Genomic DNA, 18,290 nt, shown 5'->3' with positions numbered 1-18,290 from the left:
GACGGCCGGAACGGGTTGAGAGGCCCTGTCGACCCACCCCCCCCGGTCGACAGGGCCTCGTTTCTGTTTCCGCACCCCGTTCCGCACCCCGGCGTGCGGGTGCGCGCACCCGGCGCTTCCGCCGGACGCACGCCCCCTCCACGCACCTGTGCGCATCCCCGCGCAACGGTTTCCCCGCGGCCGCGACCGCAGCGGACGGGGATCTCAGCGGACGGGGATCTCCAGGATCACCTTCGTACCGCCGTTCGGGCCGGCCACCATGTCGAAGGTGCCGCCCAGTTCGCCGGTGGCCAGCGTCCGGACGATCTGCAGCCCGAGGTTGCCCGCCGTCTTCGGGTCGAAGCCCTCTGGCATGCCGCGGCCGTCGTCCTGCACCGTGATCAGCAGGTACTCCTCCGGCCGGGCGCCGCCGTTCCAGGTGTCCGACCAGCCCTTGCCGGTCGCCGGGGCCCGCCCGCGCAGCGCGCTGACCTCCAGGTTCCCGGAGGCGGTCGGACCGAACGCGTGCTCCAGGGCGTTCTGGAGCAGTTCGGTCAGCACCATCGACAGCGGGGTGGCCACCTCGGCGGAGAGGATCCCGAAGCTGCCGGTGCGGCGGGTCGCCACCCGGCCGTCCTGGGTCAGCTCCATCGCCATCGCCAGCACCCGGTCGGCGATCTCGTCGAAGGCCACCTGCTCGTCCAGCGCCTGGGAGAGCGTCTCGTGCACGATCGCGATCGAGCCGACCCGGCGCACCGCCTCGTCCAGCGCGGCCCGGGCGGACTCCGACTCCATCCGGCGGGACTGCAGCCGCAGCAGGGCCGCGACGGTCTGCAGGTTGTTCTTCACCCGGTGGTGGATCTCCCGGATGGTGGCGTCCTTGGTCATCAACTCGCGGTCGCGGCGGCGCAGCTCGGTCACGTCCCGGCAGAGCACCAGCGAACCGGTCAGGGTGCCCTTGGGCTTGAGCGGGATCGCCCGCAGGGTCACCACTCCCCCCTGCGCCTCCACCTCGGTCTGCCGGGGCGCCCAGCCGCTCGCCAGCTTCACCAGCGCCTCGTGGACGGCCGAGCGGGACGGCGGGGCGAGGTCGGCGGTGGCCCGGCCGAGGTGGCTGCCGACCAGGTCGGTGGTGAGGCCGAGGCGGTGGTACGCGGAGAGGGCGTTGGGGCTGGCGTAGGTGACCACGCCGTCCGCGTCCAGCCGGATCAGGCCGTCGCCGACCCGGGGGGCCGCGTCCATGTCGGCCTGCTCGACGCCGGGGAAGGGGAAGGAGCCGGCCGCGATCATCTGGGCCAGGTCGGAGGCGCTCTGGAGGTAGGTGAGCTCCAGCCGGCTGGGGGTGCGGACGGTCAGCAGGTTGGTGTTGCGGGCGATCACGCCCAGCACCTTGCCCTCGCGCCGGACCGGGATCGACTCGACCCGGACCGGGACCTCCTCGCGCCACTCCGGGTCGCCCTCGCGCACGATCCGGCCCTCGTCGAAGGCGGCGTCCAGCAGCGGGCGGCGGCCGCGCGGGACGAGGTGGCCGACCATGTCGTCCTGGTAGGAGGTGGGCCCGGTGTTGGGCCGCATCTGCGCCACCGAGACGTAGCGGATGCCGTCCCAGGTGGGGATCCACAGCACCAGGTCGGCGAAGGAGAGGTCGGAGAGCAGCTGCCACTCCGAGACCAGGTGGTGGAGCCATTCCACATCGGCCCCGGTGAGGGTGGTGTGGCGGCGGACGAGTTCGTTCAGCGAGGGCACATGGCGAGGGTAGCGCCGCCGGTCCGGGCGGGGCGCGCCAGGCCTCCCGCCGGGTCCGGACACCCCCTGAGTTGTTTAGACCAATTTTCCGGGAGGCCTGGACAACCGAGATTGGTCTAGTCCACAATGGAAGGGCACCAAGGAGAGGTCCCCGCGCAACTGCCCTGACCGCGCGCGGCCCCTCCTCGGTCGGACGCCGCAGATCGAGGACCCCGCACAGTTCTCGATCCCATCTGGCGCCCGACGACAGCTCCGGGCTGCGGTGCCGCATGGGTTGAGGGTCCCGTGTCGGCGCCGTGGCCCGTAGTGTTTTCCACCCCCGGAACCATGTCTCCGCCGCTCAACGAGCCGGCCCCGGTCCACAATCCGTGGACCGGGGCCGGCTCGCGCGCGGGACGGGCTACCGCGTCTCGGTGACCTTGGCCAGGGCGCGCGGGGCGTCCGGGTCCTGGCCGCGGGCGATGGTGACCTCGTAGGCCAGCAGCTGCAGCGGCAGGATCTCCAGGATCGGCTGCACCTCCTCGGGCACACCGGCCGGCAGCGCGAAGCCGGCCGAGGCGGCGTCCACCTGCGCCTGCTGGCCGACCACCACCAGGTCCGCGCCGCGCCCGCGCAGCCGGTCCAGCACCGGCTGGAGGGCCTCGCCGCCCTTGCCGTCCGGGACGATCGCGATGACCGGCGAGACGTTGTCCACCATCGCCAGCGGGCCGTGCAGCAGGTCGGCGCCGGAGAACGGGGTGGCCGGGATGTAGGTGGTCTCCATCAGCTTGAGCGCCGCCTCGCGGGCGGTCGGGTAGCCGTAGCCGCGCGAGGTGATCACCAGGCGCTGGGCGAAGCGGTAGCGCTCCGCCAGCGCCTTCACCTCGGCCCGGCGGGACAGCACCCCGGCGGCCAGGCCCGGCAGCTCCTTGGCGGCCGCGCCGTCGCCCCCGCGCAGGCCCTCGACCAGCAGGTAGAGCGCCAGCAGCTCGGCGGTGTACGTCTTGGTGGCCGGCAGCGCCTTCTCCGGGCCGGCCAGCACGTCGATGTGGAACTCGGAGACCTCGGCGAGCGGCGAGGCGGCGTTGTTGGTCACCGCGAGCGTGACGGCCCCGGCCTCGCGGGCGGCCTTGGTGGAGGCCACCAGGTCGGGCGAGCCGCCGGACTGGCTGACGGTGACGACCAGCACGTCGGTGAGGTCCGGCTTGGCGCCGTACGCGGTGGTGGTGGACATCGAGGTCAGGCCGGCCGGCTTGCCGAGCAGGATCTCGATCAGGTACTTGGCGTACAGCGCGGCGTTGTCGGACGTGCCGCGCGCGGTGAGCAGGACGAAGCGCGGGCGGCGGGCGGCGATCTGTGCGGCGACCTCGCGGATCTTCGGGGCACCCTCGTCGAGGATGCGCTGGAGGACGGCCGGCTGCTCGGCCATCTCCGCCGCCATGATCCGGCCGGGGACGGGAACGGTCTGCGGGTCGGACATCTGGGTCTGCCTCCGGTGAGACGGTTCGACCCCGCTCGGGCGGCTGCCCGGCGGGGACCTCCAGGCGGCGAGTCCGCACACTCGCTGCGGTCCTTCGTCCCACGATCCTACGGGCGCGCCCGCCGCCGGGCACCTCCGTCCGCACACCCGCGCGCACGCCCACCCGCGCGCCCCTCCGGACGCCCTTCCGACGACGGGACGGGCGTCCGGAGACGGGCGCGACGGGAGGTCAGGACGCCTTGTTGATCAGCTGGTCGATCGCGGCGTCGGCCTCCTTGGTGGCCTGGTCCACCGACTTGCCCTTGAGGATCGAGGTCAGCATGTCCGGGATGATCTTCTGCTTCTCGACCGCGCCCCAGCCGGGGGCCAGCGGGGTGAACCAGGCGTCCGGGACGGCGTTGGCCGCGGCGGCGGTGCTCGGCTTGCTCTTCAGCGGGTTCAGCTGGGTCAGGTTGTTCGGCAGGATGTCCTTGTCGGCCAGCGCCTGCTCGGACTTGGTGCTGGTGAACATCCGGATCCAGTCGGTGGCCAGCGCCACCTGCTGGGACTTGGCGGTGACGGCGAGGTCGGAGCCGCCGATGAAGGTCGGCAGCGGCTTGCCGTCCGGGCCGGGCATGGTGGCCACCTTGACGGCGTCCTTGAGGCTCGGGTCGCCGGTGACCGGCGCGGTGACGCTGGCCGCCTCGTAGCCGTTGCCGTAGAAGGACGCGGCGTGCCCGCGGGCCATCGACTCGAACTGGTTCTGCTCGTTCACCGCCAGGTCGCCCTTGTTGTACTTGCGCACCAGGTCGACGAAGTGGCTGATGCCCTGCTGGGACTTGGGGTCGTGCAGGGTGCCGTGCCAGTTGCCGGAGCCGTCGAACTTGGCGATGCCGCCGCCGTACGCGGCCACGTAGCTCATCGCGGCGTACCAGTACGGGCCGGGCAGGTAGAGCGGGGAGAAGGTCTTGTCGGCCTTGTTCCGGTCCGCGACCTTGTCCAGCGCGGCCAGCAGCTCCGCCTCGGTCTTCGGGAAGTCGGCGCTGCCGGTGGCCTGCTGGAAGGCGGTGGAGTTGTAGATGGCGACCCGGGAGCCGGCGTAGTAGGGCACGCACCAGAGCTTGTCCTGGTACGTGCAGGTGTTGGCGAGCGCCTTGATCCAGCTGTCGGAGTTGTCGAAGGTGCCGCGGTCCACCGGGGCCAGCGCGCCGGAGAGCACGTACTTCATGGTCTCGGTGTTGCCCAGCTCGACCACGTCGGGGGCGCTGCCGTCGGCGATGGCCTTGTCGAGCTTGGCCAGCTTGTCGGCCCAACCCTGGTAGGCGAGCTTGAGGGTGACGTTCGGGTACTTCGCCGCGAACTCGTCGTTGACCCGCTGGACCAGGTCCGGCCAGTTCTTCTGGGCGTCGTCCATCAGCCAGACGGTGACGGTGCCACCGGCGGCCTTCGGGTCCGCGGAACCGGCCGCGCCGGCGTCGCCCGAGGGCTTCGCCGTCGAGGAACAGGCCGTCAGGCCGACCGCCAGTGCCAGGGTCCCGAGCGTCGAGATGAGCTGACGCTTCTTCACGCCATCCTCCGAGGGGTGTAGAGCCGTTGTGCCCGCCGGCAGCGTGATTGGCGCCCGTGGCGGAGAGTCCGGACAGGGGGCGGCGAAGAGCTTGGGGGAGGGCCGATACCACATCCGGCGAGGTTGAATCTCGAACCGGATGACTGGACTCTGGCCTAGACCATAGGTGGTGTCAACGACCAAAAGCCTTCGTCGGGGCGGCCGTTGCAGAGCCGTTGTACCGCGTGGCCGCCAGTCGTCGTTCCGTCACCCTAAGTAGGTCTTAAGGTGGATTTAAGGCCTGCTTGAGGGAACACGGTCACTCGGCGGTCTCCCGGGTCGACGGCGGGGAAACAGAACGGGCCCGCCATGCGACATGCGCATGACGGGCCCGTTCACCGACGCCACCGGACAGGGCCGGTGACGTCGCGTCGATCGTGTCAGCCGACCGCTCCCGGCTGCCCGGTGAGGACCTCCACGGCCGCCAGTCCGCAGACCCGGGCGGCGCCGTGGGTGGCGATGTACAGCGCGCCGACCGGCTCCGACTGGGGCAGGCCCATCTCGACCACGGCGGCGTCCGGCCGGGCCGCCACCAGGCGGCGCAGCGCGGCGGACATCCACGCGTGCCGGTGCGCGTCCCGGACCACCAGCACCAGGCGGCGGCCCTCGGCGCCGGCCAGCAGCTCGCCGACCAGGGCGTCCAGCAGCTCCGGCGCGGCCTCGGCCGCCGACACCGCGCGGGTGCGGGTGCCGGGGAAGCGGTCCGCCAGCATGCCGGCCACGCCCCACGGGGTGACGTCGCCGACCGCGATGTTCGGCTCGTCCGAGAACGAGGCCACGTACGGGCGCTCGCTCACCGGCGGCACCACCTGGCCCGGCGCCCGGACCACCTTGAGCGCCCGGCGCGCGGCCCGCAGGCCGACCGCCAGGTCCGGCTCGACCCGCTCGCCCTGGGCCGCGATCCGGCCCCAGCTGCCCAGCGCCCGGACCCGCTCGGCGGCGTCCGCCAGCCGCTCCTCGGCGAGCAGGCCGGAGCGCACGCCCGCCACGATGGCGTCGCGCAGCATCAGCACGGTCTCCTCGTCGGCCAGCCCGCCGCCGACGCAGATCGCGTCCGCGCCGGCCGCCAGGGCCAGCACGGTGCCCTCGCCCATCCCGAAGGTGTCGGCGATGGCGCCCATCTCGATCGCGTCGCTGACGATCAGGCCCTGGTAGCCGAGGCCGCCGTCGGCCGGGGCCGCGCGCAGCAGGTCGCGCAGCACGGTCGGGCTCAGGGTGGCCGGCAGCTTCGGGTCCAGCGCCGGGATCATGATGTGGGCGGTCATCACGGCCTTGGTGCCGGCCGCGATCGCCGCCTGGAACGGGATCAGGTCGCGGGCCCGCAGCACGTCCAGGTCGACGTCGATGACCGGCAGGCCGTGGTGCGAGTCCACCGCGGTGTCGCCGTGGCCGGGGAAGTGCTTGGAGCAGGCGGCCACGCCGGCCGACTGCAGGCCCTCCACCCAGGCGGCGGTGTGCCGGGCGCACAGCTCGGGGTCGGCGCCGAAGGAGCGGACGCCGATGACCGGGTTGCGCGGGTTGGAGTTGACGTCCGCGGTGGGCGCCCAGTTGTAGTTGACGCCGGCCGCGGCCAGCGCCCGGCCCAGCTCGCGGGCGACGTCCCGGGTCAGCGCCGGGTCGTCGATCGCGCCGAGCGCGAGGTTGCCCGGCCAGGACGAGCCGGAGCCCGCCTCCAGCCGGGTGACGTCGCCGCTCTCCTCGTCGATGGCGATCAGGAGGTCGGGGTTCTCGGCGCGCAGCGCCCGGGTGAGCGCGGACAGCTGGTCGAGGTCGACCACGTTGCGGTCGAACAGCGCGACCGAGCCGAGGCCCGCGGCGAGGTGGCGGCGCAGCCACTCCGGCGGCTCGGTGCCGACGAAGCCGGGCTGGAGGACGGTCAGGGCGTCGCGGTGCAGCTGGTCGCTGTCCGGCACGGTGGGAACGAGGATGCTCACGTGGACTCAGCCCTTCACGGCGCCGTCGGTCAGACCGCCGACCGCCTTGCGCTGGAGGAAGACGAACAGGATCAGCACGGGGATGGCGAACATCGTGGACGCGGCCATGGTGGCGCCCCAGTCGTTGCCGAAGGCGGTCTTGAAGGACGACAGCCACAGCGGCAGCGTCTTGCCCTGGTCCTTGTTGAGGATCAGGACGAGCGGGAACTCGTTCCACGCCGTGATGAAACCGAACAGCGAGGTCGACATCAGGCCCGGGGCCAGCAGCGGGAAGATCACCTTCACGAAGGCCTGGGAGCGGGTGCAGCCGTCCACCATGGCCGACTCCTCCAGCTCCTTCGGCACCGCGGCGATGAAGCTGCGCAGCGTCCAGATGGTGAAGGGCAGGACCATCATCATGTAGAAGAGGGTCAGCGGCACCAGGCTGTTCAGCATGTCGTTGTCGCGGGAGATGATGTAGACCGCGATGGTCATGACCTCCCAGGGCGCCATCTGGGCCATCATGATGACCAGCACGAAGGCCTTGCGGCCGCGGAACCTCATCCGGGCGATGGCGAAGGACGCCAGGGTGGCGATCACCAGTGACCCGAGCACCGCGCCGACGGTGACGACGACGCTGTTGAGGACGTACGTCCAGAAGTTCGGCGCGTTGACCGCGGTGGTGAAGTGCTCGAAGGTCGCGTCGAGCGGGATGAACACCGGCGTCGGGCTGATGATGTCGCTGTTCTGCTTGAACGCGGTCGCGAACATCCAGTAGACGGGGAACACGAAGAAGACGGCGAGGACGGCCGCGATCACGTTCAGCCAGGTACGTCCGAAGAGAGAGCGCCTCACAGCTCGTCCTCCTGCTTGATCATGATGCGGAAGTAGTACGCCATCAGCACGCCCAGCATCAGGATGGTGAGCACCGCGATCGCGGAGCCGACGCCGTAGTGCTGGCCGGCCGAACCCTCCAGGAAGGCGTGCACCGGCAGGGTCCGGGTCAGCTTCTCCGGTCCACCGGCGTTGACCGCGTAGACCTGGGTGAACGCCTTGAACACCCAGATGACCTCGAGGAAGGTCGTGGCCAGGAAGAACGGCTTCAGGTTGGGGAAGATCACCGCGGTGAAGATCTTGCGCGCGCCGGCGCCGTCCATCCGGGCCGCCTCGTAGAGCTCCTTCGGGATGGTGGTCAGGCCGGCGTACATGTTGAACGCCACGAACGGGATCGACATCCAGACGATCAGCAGGATGATCACGAAGAACGTCGAGTACTGGTTGCTGAGCCAGTTGTAGCCGTGCATCGACTGCCAGCCGAGCTGCTCCAGGATCCAGTTGACGACGCCCCACTGGGAGTCGAACAGCCAGGTGTAGACGGTGGTCGCGGCGACCACCGGCATGGCCCAGGCCAGCAGCAGCGCGACCTGGAGCACCAGCCGCATCTTCTTGCCGAGCTGGTTCAGCAGCAGGCCGATCAGGGTGCCGCCGACCATGATCAGCACCACGTTGACCAGGGTGAAGACGATGGTCCGGCCGGTGACCGACCAGAACTCCGGGTCGGTCAGCTGCTCCTTGTAGTTGTCGAAGCCCGTCCACTCGGTCAGGTGCAGGACCAGCTGGCGCCTGTTGAGGTTCTGGAACGACAGCAGGACCGTCTTGAGCAGCGGCCAGCCCAGCAGGGCCAGGGTCGCCACGGTGGCCGGCAGCAGCAGCAGGTACGGCGCGAGGCGTGAGCCCAGGCTGGGGCCGCCCGCGGATCTGGCGCCCTTCGGCGCGGTGCCCTTCGAGCCGCCGCCCGAGGCGCTCGTCTCTTGACCGGCCACAGCGGCCTTCCCTGGGTCCGGGGACTGTGTCTGCACCCGCTCCGAATGCACAGCCATCGTTCTCACTTCCTCACAACCTGGCCACGACGGACAGGCGCCGCCCACCGGCCCCCCGCCGGGGGCCGGTGAACGACGCTGCTGGGACCCGCCTCCGGACTCCCGCCTGCGGGAGGGCCGAGGACGGGTCCCGGGTGCTTACTGCTTCTGGTTGAGCTTCTTGGCGATCTCGTCGTCGTACTTCTTGGCCGTGGAGGCGAAGTCGCCGCCCTGGAGGACAGCGGTCAGGAACTCCTTGACCGGGTTCGGGTTGTCCTCGACGCTGGACCAGTTCGGGGTGTTCGGGGTGATCGCGCCGACGGTGGCGCCCTGCTGGGCGGCCTTGGCGAAGTCGCCCTGGATGTTCGCGTTCAGCGCGGGCTTGTTCGTGGTGATGCCGGCGGCGGCGAACAGACCCTCGTTCTTGTCGTTGAGGGCGATCTTCAGGTAGTCCTTGGCCATGTCGGTGTTCTTGCTCTGCGAGGCGATCGCGAGGTTCGAACCACCGAGGAACACGCCGGTGGGCTTGTCGGCGGTCTTGCCGGGGAGCGCGAAGTAGCCGATCTTGTCCTTCGGCATGGCCTTCTCGTCCGGCAGCTCCCAGCCGAGGCCGATCATGGCGCCGACGTTGCCCTGGGCGAAGACGTCCTTCTGCTGCGGGGTGGCCTCGTCCTTGTCCTTCGGACCGGTGGCCGAGTAGCCCTGGAGCTTCTTGTAGGTCTCGAAGGCCTTCTGGCTCTCGGGCGAGCCCAGGCCGCCGACCCACTTGTCGCCGTCCTTCTTGGCGATCTTGCCACCCTCGCTGGTGAGCAGACCGAAGTAGACGTACCACTCCTGGCCGGGCATGTAGATCGGGTCGACGACGCCCTCGGTGGTCTTCAGCTTCTCCAGGTCGCTGTAGAACTCCTCCAGGGTCTTCGGCGTGTCGGTCAGGCCGGCCTTGGTCCACAGGTCCTTGTTGTAGGCGACCACGCGGTTGGTGACGTACCACGGGGCGGCGTACTGCTTGCCGTCCAGGACGGCGGACTCGTTCTGGTTGGCGGGCCAGGCGTCGCCGCCCAGGGCGGCCTTCTCCTTGGTGAGGTCGAGCAGACCGCCCGAGGAGGCGTAGCCGGCGGTCTGGGTGTTGCCGACCTCCAGGACGTCGACCGAGCCCTCCGACAGCGCGGCGGTGATCTTGGCGCCGATGCCGCCCCACTCCTGGGTCGCGTACTCGACCTTCGAGCCCGGGTAGGTGGTCTCGAACTCGGTCTTGACCGCGTCGGTCCAGCCCTTCGGGGCGGAGCCGGTCATGGTCCAGACCTTGAGCGTCTTGCCCTTGTACTTGTCCGCCGCGGAGGCGGAGGACGACCCCGAGTCGCCCTCGCTCTTCTTGCCGTCCGAGCCGCAAGCCGCCAGGCCGACGACCATTGCTGCGACGCCGACCGCCGCGATGAGCTGACGCTTCATTACGCCATCCTCCTGAGGGATGCCTGGGTTACCCCCGTCGGGCGGCAGCGGCAGACCCACACAAAGCGGGGGGAAAGGTGCCGCGGACCCCTTCGAACGGGTGGGGGGATTCATAGCTACCGGCCTAGTGGTGTAGACCAGCTGCCTGGAGCTTGGCCTAGACCAATGGGCCTGTCAACGGCTGTTCGACCGATCTCGACCACCCGTTATCAAGCCGACACCGCACATCGTTCATCGCGTGATGAGGTATTCGTTCCGTAGCCATACATGCAACGATGTGAGCCGTTAACGATGTGGCGGGGTCGCCGTAGGCCTCGCGAGAAGCGGGAGAACAGGTCCGATGAGCAGCGACGGGGGATCCACCGCCCAGGTCAACGACCCCGAGGTGAACAGCCTCCCGACGCAGGCCGGCACCGACCCGACCGCGCGCGTCCCCAAGTACTACGGCCTGAAGCGGCACCTGCTGCAGCTCACCGAGACCCAGCCCGCCGGCACCCCGGTGCCGCCCGAGCGGGCGCTCGCCGCCCAGTTCGACACCTCCCGCACCACCGTGCGCCAGGCCCTCCAGGAGCTGGTCGTCGAGGGCCGGCTGGAGCGCATCCAGGGCAAGGGCACCTTCGTCGCCAAGCCCAAGGTCGCCCAGGCCCTCCAGCTGACCTCCTACACCGAGGACATGCGGGCCCAGGGCCTGGAGCCCGCCTCCCGGCTGATCGAGATCGGCTACATCACCGCCGACGACCGGCTCGCCCCGCTGCTCGACATCAAGCCCGGCGGCCGGGTGCTGCGGATCGAGCGCCTGCGGCTCGCCAACGGCGACCCGATGGCCATCGAGGTCGCCCACCTCTCCGCCAAGCGCTTCCCGGCCCTGCGCCGCAACCTGGCCAAGCACACCTCCCTCTACGCGGCGCTGCGCGAGGTGTACGGGGTCACCGTGGCCGAGGCCGAGGAGACCATCGAGACCACCCTGGCCAACCCGCGCGAGGCCGGCCTGCTCGGCTCCGACCTCGGCCTGCCGATGCTCCAGCTCTCCCGGCACTCCTTCGACAACGACGGGGCCCCGGTCGAGTGGGTGCGCTCCATCTACCGCGGCGACCGCTACAAGTTCATCACCCGACTGAAGCGTCCGGAGTAGCCGCACTCCCCCACCGCATCCCGGGCACCGGCGCGCGCGACCCGCGCGCCGGTGCCCTTCGCGTTCCGCGGCGGCTTCTCCCGCGGCCCCCGGCGGTGGTGGCTTTTGCGCCCCCCGGCGGCGGACTCCGGCCGGTTGCGTCCGGCTGGTGGGAAGTTCGGTCAATCCCGGTGACATGGATCACCCCATGCTCTAGATTGCGCAGCCGTACTGACCTGACTGCCGATCACCGATGGTGCTGCTCGGCGGGCCCGCGCGGCGCTCGGCGCCGAGGGGCTGCGGCGCCGACGGGGAACCCCTCCGGAGCGGAGCCGAAGATGCCCTCTGATCCTCCCAGCGTCGAAGATGTCATGCCCGAGCCAGCCGGGAGGCCCGTCCCGGCCGTGACGCCCGAGCGGGTGCTGGCCGGCCTCGCCCTGCTCGTGCCGATCGTCGCGACGCTCTGGGTGTCCTCGTACGACAAGAGCGACCCGGCGGTGGCCGGGGTGCCGTTCTTCTACTGGTACCAGCTGCTCTGGGTGCCGGTGTCGGCCGTGTTCACGGTCGCCGCCTACCTGCTGATCACCCGGGACGAGAAGGCCCGCAAGGCGGCCCGGAAGGGCGGTGCGCGATGAAGGACGTCAACGTGCCGGCCCTCGTGGTCTTCGTGCTGTTCTTCGCCCTCGTCACCGTGATGGGCTTCCTCGCCTCGCGCTGGCGCCGCGCGGACAACGCCGCGCACCTGGACGAGTGGGGCCTGGGCGGCCGCAGCTTCGGGACCTGGGTGACCTGGTTCCTGCTCGGCGGCGACCTCTACACCGCGTACACCTTCGTCGCCGTCCCGGCCGCGGTGTACGCGACCGGCGCGGCGGGCTTCTTCGCGGTGCCGTACACGATCATCGCCTACCCGCTGGTCTTCCTCTTCCTGCCCCGGCTCTGGTCGGTCTCCCGGGTGCACGGCTACGTGACCCCGGCCGACTTCGTGCGCGGCCGGTACGGCTCGCGGCCGCTGTCGCTGGTGGTCGCGCTCACCGGCATCCTGGCCACCATGCCGTACATCGCCCTGCAACTCGTCGGCATCCAGGCCGTGCTGGACGTGCTGGGGGTCGGCGGCGGGGAGAACGCCAACTGGTTCGTCAAGGACCTGCCGCTGTTCATCGCCTTCGGCGTGCTGGCCGCCTACACCTACTCCTCCGGCCTGCGGGCCCCGGCGCTGATCGCCTTCGTCAAGGACGCCCTGGTCTACATCGTGATCATCGTCGCGGTGATCTACATCCCGATCCGGCTCGGCGGCTACGGGCACATCTTCGACTCGGCCGCGCAGCACTTCAAGGAGGTCAAGGGCGGCTCGCTGACCATCCCCGAGAACAAGCAGTGGACGTACGCCACGCTCGCCCTCGGCTCGGCGATGGCCCTGTTCATGTACCCCCACTCGGTGACCGGCGTGCTGGCCTCCAAGTCCCGCAAGACCGTGCGCCGCAACATGGCGATCATGCCCGCCTACTCGCTGATGCTGGGCCTGCTGGCGCTGCTCGGCTTCATGGCGCTCGCGGCGGGCGTCGGCAAGGGCGTCAAGGGCTACAACGCCCAGCTGTCGGTGCCCCAGCTGTTCGCGGACATGTTCCCGGACTGGTTCACCGGCGTGGCCTTCGCCGCGATCGGCATCGGCGCACTGGTGCCGGCCGCCATCATGTCCATCGCGGCGGCCAACCTGTTCACCCGCAACGTCTACAAGGAGTGGCTCAAGCCCGCCGCCACCCCCGCCGACGAGACCCGGATCGCCAAGCTGGTCTCGCTGCTGGTGAAGGTCGGCGCGCTGGTCTTCGTGCTCGGCATGGACAAGCAGGCCGCGATCAACCTCCAGCTGCTGGGCGGCCTGTGGATCCTGCAGACCTTCGTGGCGATCGTCGGCGGCCTGTTCACCCGCTGGTTCCACCACTGGGCGCTGTTCGCCGGCTGGGCGGCCGGCATGGTGTACGGCACCTGGAAGGCGTACGGGATCGCCAGCCCGGCCACCAAGCACTTCGGCGGCAACGCGGCCGAGATCCCCGGCATCGGCGAGATCGGCTACATCGGCGTCACCGCCTTCGCCCTCAACCTGGTCGTCGCGGTGGCGCTCACCCTGGTGCTGCGGGCGGTCAAGGCGCCGGACGGCCCGGACGAGACCAGGCCGTCCGACTACAGCGCCGAAGCCGGCGACGACGAGCTGAAGAACGCGCCGGAGCCTGTAGCGGCGCACTGATTCGCGCGGTACGCGCCCTGTGATCGCGCCGCCTTCTCCGTGAACACTGGAGAAGGCGGCGCGATCATATGTATGAACAGGCGTGCACGCCGGGCACCACCAGACCGGACCGGCATCCGGCCGGGACCTGATCGACCACGGGGAGCTCGCGGCCATGGCAGAACTCGGCACCACCCTCAACGGCCAGCACCAGTCCACGCAGGGCCAGCACCACCACGTCACCGCGCAGGGCCAGCACGGCACCACCCAGGGTCAGCACACCGCCGGCCACGGGCCGCACACCACCGGCCAGGGCCAGCACGGCACCGCCCACCGCCCGTCGGCGGCCGGCCGGCTGCCGTCCGTGCTGATCGCCACCCGGCACGGGGAGTCCACCGCCAACGTCGAGTTCCAGCTGGCCGAGGCCGCCGGAGCGCTCAGCGTCCCGATCAGCTGCCGCGACGCCGACATCCCGCTGTCGCTGCAGGGCCGGCAGCAGGCCCAGGCGCTCGGCCACTGGTGGGCCGGCCTGCCCAGCGCCGACCGCCCGCGCAGCGTCTGGTGCTCGCCGTACGTGCGCACCGCCGAGACCGCCCGGATCGCGCTCGCCCAGGCCGCCGGGCTCGGCTCCGTCCCGGTCACCCTCGCCGTCCGGTACGACGAGCGGCTGCGCGACCGCGAACTCGGCGTCCTGGAGATGCTGCCGAAGGCCGCGATCGAGGCCAAGCACCCGGAGGAGGCGGCCCGGCGGCGCAAGATGGGCGAGCTGTACTACCGCCCGCCGGGCGGCGAGTCCTGGGCCGACGTCGCCCTGCGGGTGCGCAGCCTGCTGCGGGACCTCTGCGAGGAGGAGGCCGGACGGCCCGTCCTGCTGGTCGCGCACGACTGCACGGTGCTGATGCTCCGCTACGCGCTGGACCGGCTCACCGAGGACCAGCTCACCGCGCTCGGGCCGGTGCACAACTGCTCCACCAGCCTCTGGCGGGCCCAGGACGGGCGGCTGCGGCCGGACGGCTGGAACGGCGTCGGGCACCTGACGGCCGGGACGGACTGACGGCCGGCGGGACCTGCTGGTGCGAGCCTGCGGCCCCTCAGCCCGCCTTCGGGTCCGGGTCCGGGTCCGGGTCGGCGAAGCAACGTCGGTAGGCCAGCGGCGTGGTGCCCAGCCGGCGGCCGAAGTGGTGCCGCAGCGCGGCCGCGTTGCCGAAGCCGCAGCGGGCGGCGATCGCGTCCACCGGCTCGGTGGTGGACTCCAGCAGCCGCTGGGCGAGCAGCACCCGCTGCCCGACCAGCCAGCGGTGCGGGGTGGTGCCGGTCTCCTGCTGGAAGCGGCGGGCGAAGGTGCGCGGCGACATGTGCGCCCGGGCGGCCAGCTGCTCGACGGTGGCCTCCTCGGCCAGGTGGTGGCGCATCCAGTCCAGCAGCGGGGCCAGCGAGTCGCCGGCGGCCTCCGGCAGCGGCCGGTTCACGAACTGGGCCTGCCCGCCCTCCCGGTGCGGTGCCACCACCATCCGGCGGGCGATCTCCCGGGCCACCTCGGCGCCCTGCACCTTGCGCACCAGGTGCAGACAGGCGTCGATGCCGGCCGCCGTCCCGGCCGAGGTGATCACCGGGTCGTCGTCCACGTACAGCACGTCCGGCTCGACCGTGGTCAGCGGGAAGCGCTCGGCCAGCTCCTCGCCGTGCCGCCAGTGCGTGGCGGCGCGACGGCCGTCCAGTAGCCCGGCGGCGCCCAGCACGAAGGCGCCGCTGCAGATGGACAGCACCCGGCCGCCGCCCTCGACCACCCCGCGCAGCGCCGCCAGCAGCGGCTCCGGGTAGCCGGGGCGGATGCTCGCCGCGGTGACCACGGCGAGGTCCGCACCGGCGAGGCGCTCGGGACCGTACGGGACGTCCACCGCGAAGCCGGAGTGGGTGGCGTGCGGCCCGGGACGGGCCCCGGCGATCGCGAAGTCGTAGCCCGGCAGCCCGTCGGCGGTGCGGTCCAGGCCGAACACCTCGCAGGCCACACCCAGTTCGAAGGGGTGGACCTCCTCCAGCACCACCGCGACCACGTTCTTCAGCATGCCCACCAGGATGCCCCCGGCGCCCGCCCCGGCGGAAGGAAGGGGACGGCGGGAGGATGGCAGGATTTCGAGGTGATCGGTCGTTCCTGCCACTCGTGGCCGCGGCGCCGCCCGGCCACAGTGGTGCCCATGGACAGCGACACCCTCATCGGCTCACTCGCGATGACCGCGGCCGTCGGCGGTTTCGGCCTGCTCGGCCTGCTGATCGGCCGCGAGACCTCCCACGGCCCGGCGGCCGGCCGCGACAACTACCACCGCCCGGGCGGCTACCCGGCCGACCCGGCCCGCCCCGACCGGCTGCACGGCACCGCCGACCCGTCCTCGACCCCGGCCCCGTCGAGCGCTTCGACCCCTCCGACCCGTTCGACCCCTCCGACCCGTTCGACCCCGGAGGACCGTCCCGACCAGGGCTCCGGCACACTGGCCGCATGGACTTCCTCATCCGCCAGGCCCTCCCGGAGGACCTCGCCGACGCCGGCCGGATCACCGTCGAGGCCTTCGTCGGCGACGGCTTCACCAACCCCACGAGCAGCTACGTCGACCTGCTGCGCGACGCCGAGCGACGGGCCCGCGAGGCCGAACTCCTGGTCGCCGTCGACACGGCCGGAGCCGGGGTCCTCGGCTGCGTGACCTACGCGGTCGGCGGCACCGAGTGGGCGGACATCGCCACCCCGCGGGAAGGCGAGATACGGATGCTCGCCACCGCCGCCGCCTCCCGCGGCCGCGGCGTCGGCGAGGCCCTGGTCCGCGCCACCGTCACCCGCAGCCGCGAACTCGGCCTGGCCGGCATGGCCTTCTCCACCCGCCCGGAGATGACCACCGCCCACCGCGTCTACGAGCGCATCGGCTTCCGGCGCACCCCCGAACGCGACTGGGCCCCGTACCCGGGGATGGACCTGATGGTCTACACCATGGCCTTCTGACGACCGGCCCGGGCGCCCGTCACGGCTTCTTGTCGTACCCGGGCGCCACGTAGACGGTGTACCGGCCGTGCTTCCCGCTCGTCACCACGGTGACCACCCGGTACCCGGAGGCCTTCAGGGTGGGCTGGATCGCCTTGTCGATGGCCCCGGTCTGGGTGAAGTCCAGGACCACGACCTTCCACTCGTGGGCCTGGATGCCGGCCTGGATCGCGGGCACCCCGTTCTGCATCTCGCCGGTGGCCGGGTCCCGTCGGAAGACGGCCACCAGGTCGTGCCACTGCTGCCAGGTGGTCTGCTTGCGCAGGTAGTACGCGGGGACGTTGTAGTTCTCGACCAGGTACCGGTCGTCGCCCTTGACGATGTACGGCTCCAGGGCGGCGACGAACTCCTTCGAGTTCGACCACTCGCCGTACATCTCCCGGCCCTGGGCCGCGCCCACCCAGGCGAGCGGGCCGACCACCAGGGCGGCCGCCGCCACCCCGGCCACCAGGTGCAGACGGCCCTTCAGCCACAGCGCCGTACGGGCCAGCACCAGGCCCACCACGATGCAGGAGAACCAGGCGCCGAAGTCGACGTGCTTCTGCAGCGACAGCCAGGTGTGGATGCGGATCTGGTTCACCGGCGCCATCAGCCCGGCCAGCAGCAGCAACAGCGCCAGCCAGAACTCGGGCCAGGCCGCGCCGCCGCGCCGCCGCGCCCGCACCAGCTGCACCAGCACCCCGGCCAGCGCGACCACCAGCAGCGGACCCACCCAGCGGGCGGCCTCCGAGGCCACGTAGGAGTACGAGTCGTGGCCCGGGGCGCGCTTGAGCGTGGTGTGGTTGAAGCCGTTGACGTACTTCTCGCCGGCCGCCAGCGCCGCCGCGCCGACCGCCACCACGAAGGTGAGCAGCACCAGCAGCCCGCGCCGCCAGGCCTCCCAGCTGCGCAGCGACCCGCGCGGCCCGGCCAGCACCGCGATGCCGCACACCACCGGCACCCACAGCAGCGCGGCGTACTTGGTGGCGCCGGCCAGGGCCAGCAGCAGCCCGGAGGCGACCAGGCTCGGGTACCCGCCGCCCGTGGTCAGCCGCACCGCGAAGTACCCGGCCCAGGCGAGGACCGCCAGCGCCATCGCGTCGTAGGTGGCCAGGCCGCCGAGGAACTGGGTGGGGCCGAGCGCGACGAAGGCCGCCGCCGCGCAGAACGCCGCGAGCGAGCCGTGCAGCCGACGGGTGGCCAGGTGGACGGCCGTGGTGGCGGAGAGCATGAACGCCAGGCTCAGCAGCCGGGCGCCGTTCAGCCCGCCGACGAAGTCCGCGACGGCCACCACCACCGGGTAGATCAGCGGGGAACCGGAGAAGAAGGTCTCGTACGTCGACACCGGGGTGCCGTGCCGCAGGTGCGCGATCTCCTGGTAGCCCGCGTAGATGTAGGTGCCCTCGTCGATGAAGGCGGTGTTGCTGAGGATCAGGTGGTACGAGAGCGCCGCCTGGACCAGCAGCACGGCCAGCAGCGGCAGCCAGTCCGCCCGCAGCACCGGCCGGGCCGGGTGCGGCACCCGGGGCGGCCCGGGCCTGCGGCGGCGCCGGTCGGCCGGGGAGGCCGGCGTCGGCCCGGGGCCCGTCCGGCCGCGCTCGCCGAGGGCCACCCCGCCCGGCCGGGCTCCGCCGAGGACGGGCTTGCGGGTGGACTCGGGCCGGATCCAGCGGCCGTCCGCGCTCATCAGTACTGCTCCTCATCTGGGACTTCGCATCCGGACGCGCCGTGGAGCGCGCGCCCCGGGGCGCGCTTCGGCCGCCGCCCCACACTGCCGGGGGCGGCGGCCGGACGTTCACGGGGGCCGGTCGGCCCCGCGGCGGATCCCGCGGGACCCGCCCCTGGCGGTGCTAGGGCCTGTCTTCGAACTCGCGTCTGCGGGGCGACGCCGGGGCACGCACCTCGCCGCGTTGTCGTCGGTCGCCAATGCTCCGCAGTGGCTCCCTCCTCCGCCTTGCGAT

The 18,290-nt window shown here is 71.7% G+C and carries 14 protein-coding genes; 5 read left to right on the top strand and 9 right to left on the bottom strand.

Going from position 1 to position 18,290, the window contains the following annotated elements:
* Window positions 1-204 precede the first annotated feature (204 nt).
* From ACFY4B_RS15290 to ACFY4B_RS15260, 7 genes are all read right to left on the bottom strand, one after another.
* Entirely contained in the window at window positions 205-1,725 is a 1,521-nt protein-coding gene (locus tag ACFY4B_RS15290) for a sensor histidine kinase (protein WP_181970676.1), read from the bottom strand.
* 400 nt (window positions 1,726-2,125) lie between these two features.
* Window positions 2,126-3,184, bottom strand: a complete 1,059-nt coding sequence (locus ACFY4B_RS15285) for an SIS domain-containing protein (protein WP_049649426.1) — start codon at window positions 3,182-3,184, stop codon at window positions 2,126-2,128.
* Between the two features lie 229 nt (window positions 3,185-3,413).
* Window positions 3,414-4,730, bottom strand: coding sequence for an extracellular solute-binding protein (locus tag ACFY4B_RS15280; RefSeq protein ID WP_259316730.1), 1,317 nt, complete (start codon window positions 4,728-4,730; stop codon window positions 3,414-3,416).
* Between the two features lie 419 nt (window positions 4,731-5,149).
* Window positions 5,150-6,703, bottom strand: a complete 1,554-nt coding sequence (locus ACFY4B_RS15275; protein ID WP_049649424.1) for a glycoside hydrolase family 3 protein — start codon at window positions 6,701-6,703, stop codon at window positions 5,150-5,152.
* A 6-nt stretch (window positions 6,704-6,709) separates the two neighbouring features.
* Window positions 6,710-7,537: a carbohydrate ABC transporter permease gene (locus ACFY4B_RS15270; RefSeq protein ID WP_049649423.1), complete on the bottom strand. Its 828-nt coding sequence runs from the start codon at window positions 7,535-7,537 to the stop codon at window positions 6,710-6,712.
* Complete coding sequence (locus ACFY4B_RS15265; protein WP_049649422.1) at window positions 7,534-8,562, bottom strand: carbohydrate ABC transporter permease; 1,029 nt, start codon at window positions 8,560-8,562, stop codon at window positions 7,534-7,536. Before ACFY4B_RS15265 ends, ACFY4B_RS15270 begins: the two co-directional genes overlap by 4 nt.
* Before the next feature lie 138 nt (window positions 8,563-8,700).
* The gene (locus ACFY4B_RS15260) at window positions 8,701-9,990 is read right to left on the bottom strand and encodes an extracellular solute-binding protein (RefSeq protein WP_049649421.1); all 1,290 of its coding nucleotides are present in this window, start codon (window positions 9,988-9,990) and stop codon (window positions 8,701-8,703) included.
* A gap of 340 nt (window positions 9,991-10,330) precedes the next feature.
* Here ACFY4B_RS15260 and ACFY4B_RS15255 point away from each other — a divergent pair, with 340 nt between their 5' ends.
* From ACFY4B_RS15255 to ACFY4B_RS15240, 4 genes are all read left to right on the top strand, one after another.
* Entirely contained in the window at window positions 10,331-11,122 is a 792-nt protein-coding gene (locus ACFY4B_RS15255) for a GntR family transcriptional regulator (RefSeq protein WP_049649420.1), read from the top strand.
* 350 nt (window positions 11,123-11,472) lie between these two features.
* On the top strand, window positions 11,473-11,736 hold the full coding sequence (locus tag ACFY4B_RS15250; protein ID WP_049649419.1) for a DUF3311 domain-containing protein: 264 nt from the start codon (window positions 11,473-11,475) through the stop codon (window positions 11,734-11,736).
* Entirely contained in the window at window positions 11,733-13,343 is a 1,611-nt protein-coding gene (mctP, locus tag ACFY4B_RS15245) for a monocarboxylate uptake permease MctP (protein ID WP_049649418.1), read from the top strand. The genes ACFY4B_RS15250 and mctP overlap by 4 nt, the downstream gene beginning before the upstream one ends.
* 154 nt (window positions 13,344-13,497) lie before the next feature.
* Window positions 13,498-14,376: a histidine phosphatase family protein gene (locus ACFY4B_RS15240; protein WP_117491952.1), complete on the top strand. Its 879-nt coding sequence runs from the start codon at window positions 13,498-13,500 to the stop codon at window positions 14,374-14,376.
* A gap of 37 nt (window positions 14,377-14,413) precedes the next feature.
* On the opposite strand, the gene ACFY4B_RS15235 is transcribed toward ACFY4B_RS15240, so the two are convergent.
* Window positions 14,414-15,388, bottom strand: a complete 975-nt coding sequence (locus ACFY4B_RS15235) for a helix-turn-helix domain-containing protein (RefSeq protein WP_117489493.1) — start codon at window positions 15,386-15,388, stop codon at window positions 14,414-14,416.
* Between the two features lie 428 nt (window positions 15,389-15,816).
* On the opposite strand from ACFY4B_RS15235, the gene ACFY4B_RS15230 reads away from it, so the two are divergent.
* Window positions 15,817-16,311 (top strand): GNAT family N-acetyltransferase, encoded by a 495-nt coding sequence (locus tag ACFY4B_RS15230; RefSeq protein WP_049649416.1) that lies wholly within the window; start codon window positions 15,817-15,819, stop codon window positions 16,309-16,311.
* Between the two features lie 19 nt (window positions 16,312-16,330).
* Here the strand turns inward: ACFY4B_RS15230 and ACFY4B_RS15225 are convergent, their stop codons facing one another.
* The gene (locus ACFY4B_RS15225; RefSeq protein ID WP_074001411.1) at window positions 16,331-18,016 is read right to left on the bottom strand and encodes a glycosyltransferase family 39 protein; all 1,686 of its coding nucleotides are present in this window, start codon (window positions 18,014-18,016) and stop codon (window positions 16,331-16,333) included.
* Window positions 18,017-18,290 lie beyond the last annotated feature (274 nt).

Source organism: Kitasatospora sp. NPDC001261 (assembly GCF_042896795.1).
GTDB lineage: Bacteria > Actinomycetota > Actinomycetes > Streptomycetales > Streptomycetaceae > Kitasatospora.
This window is presented reverse-complemented; position numbering and strand designations above follow the sequence as displayed.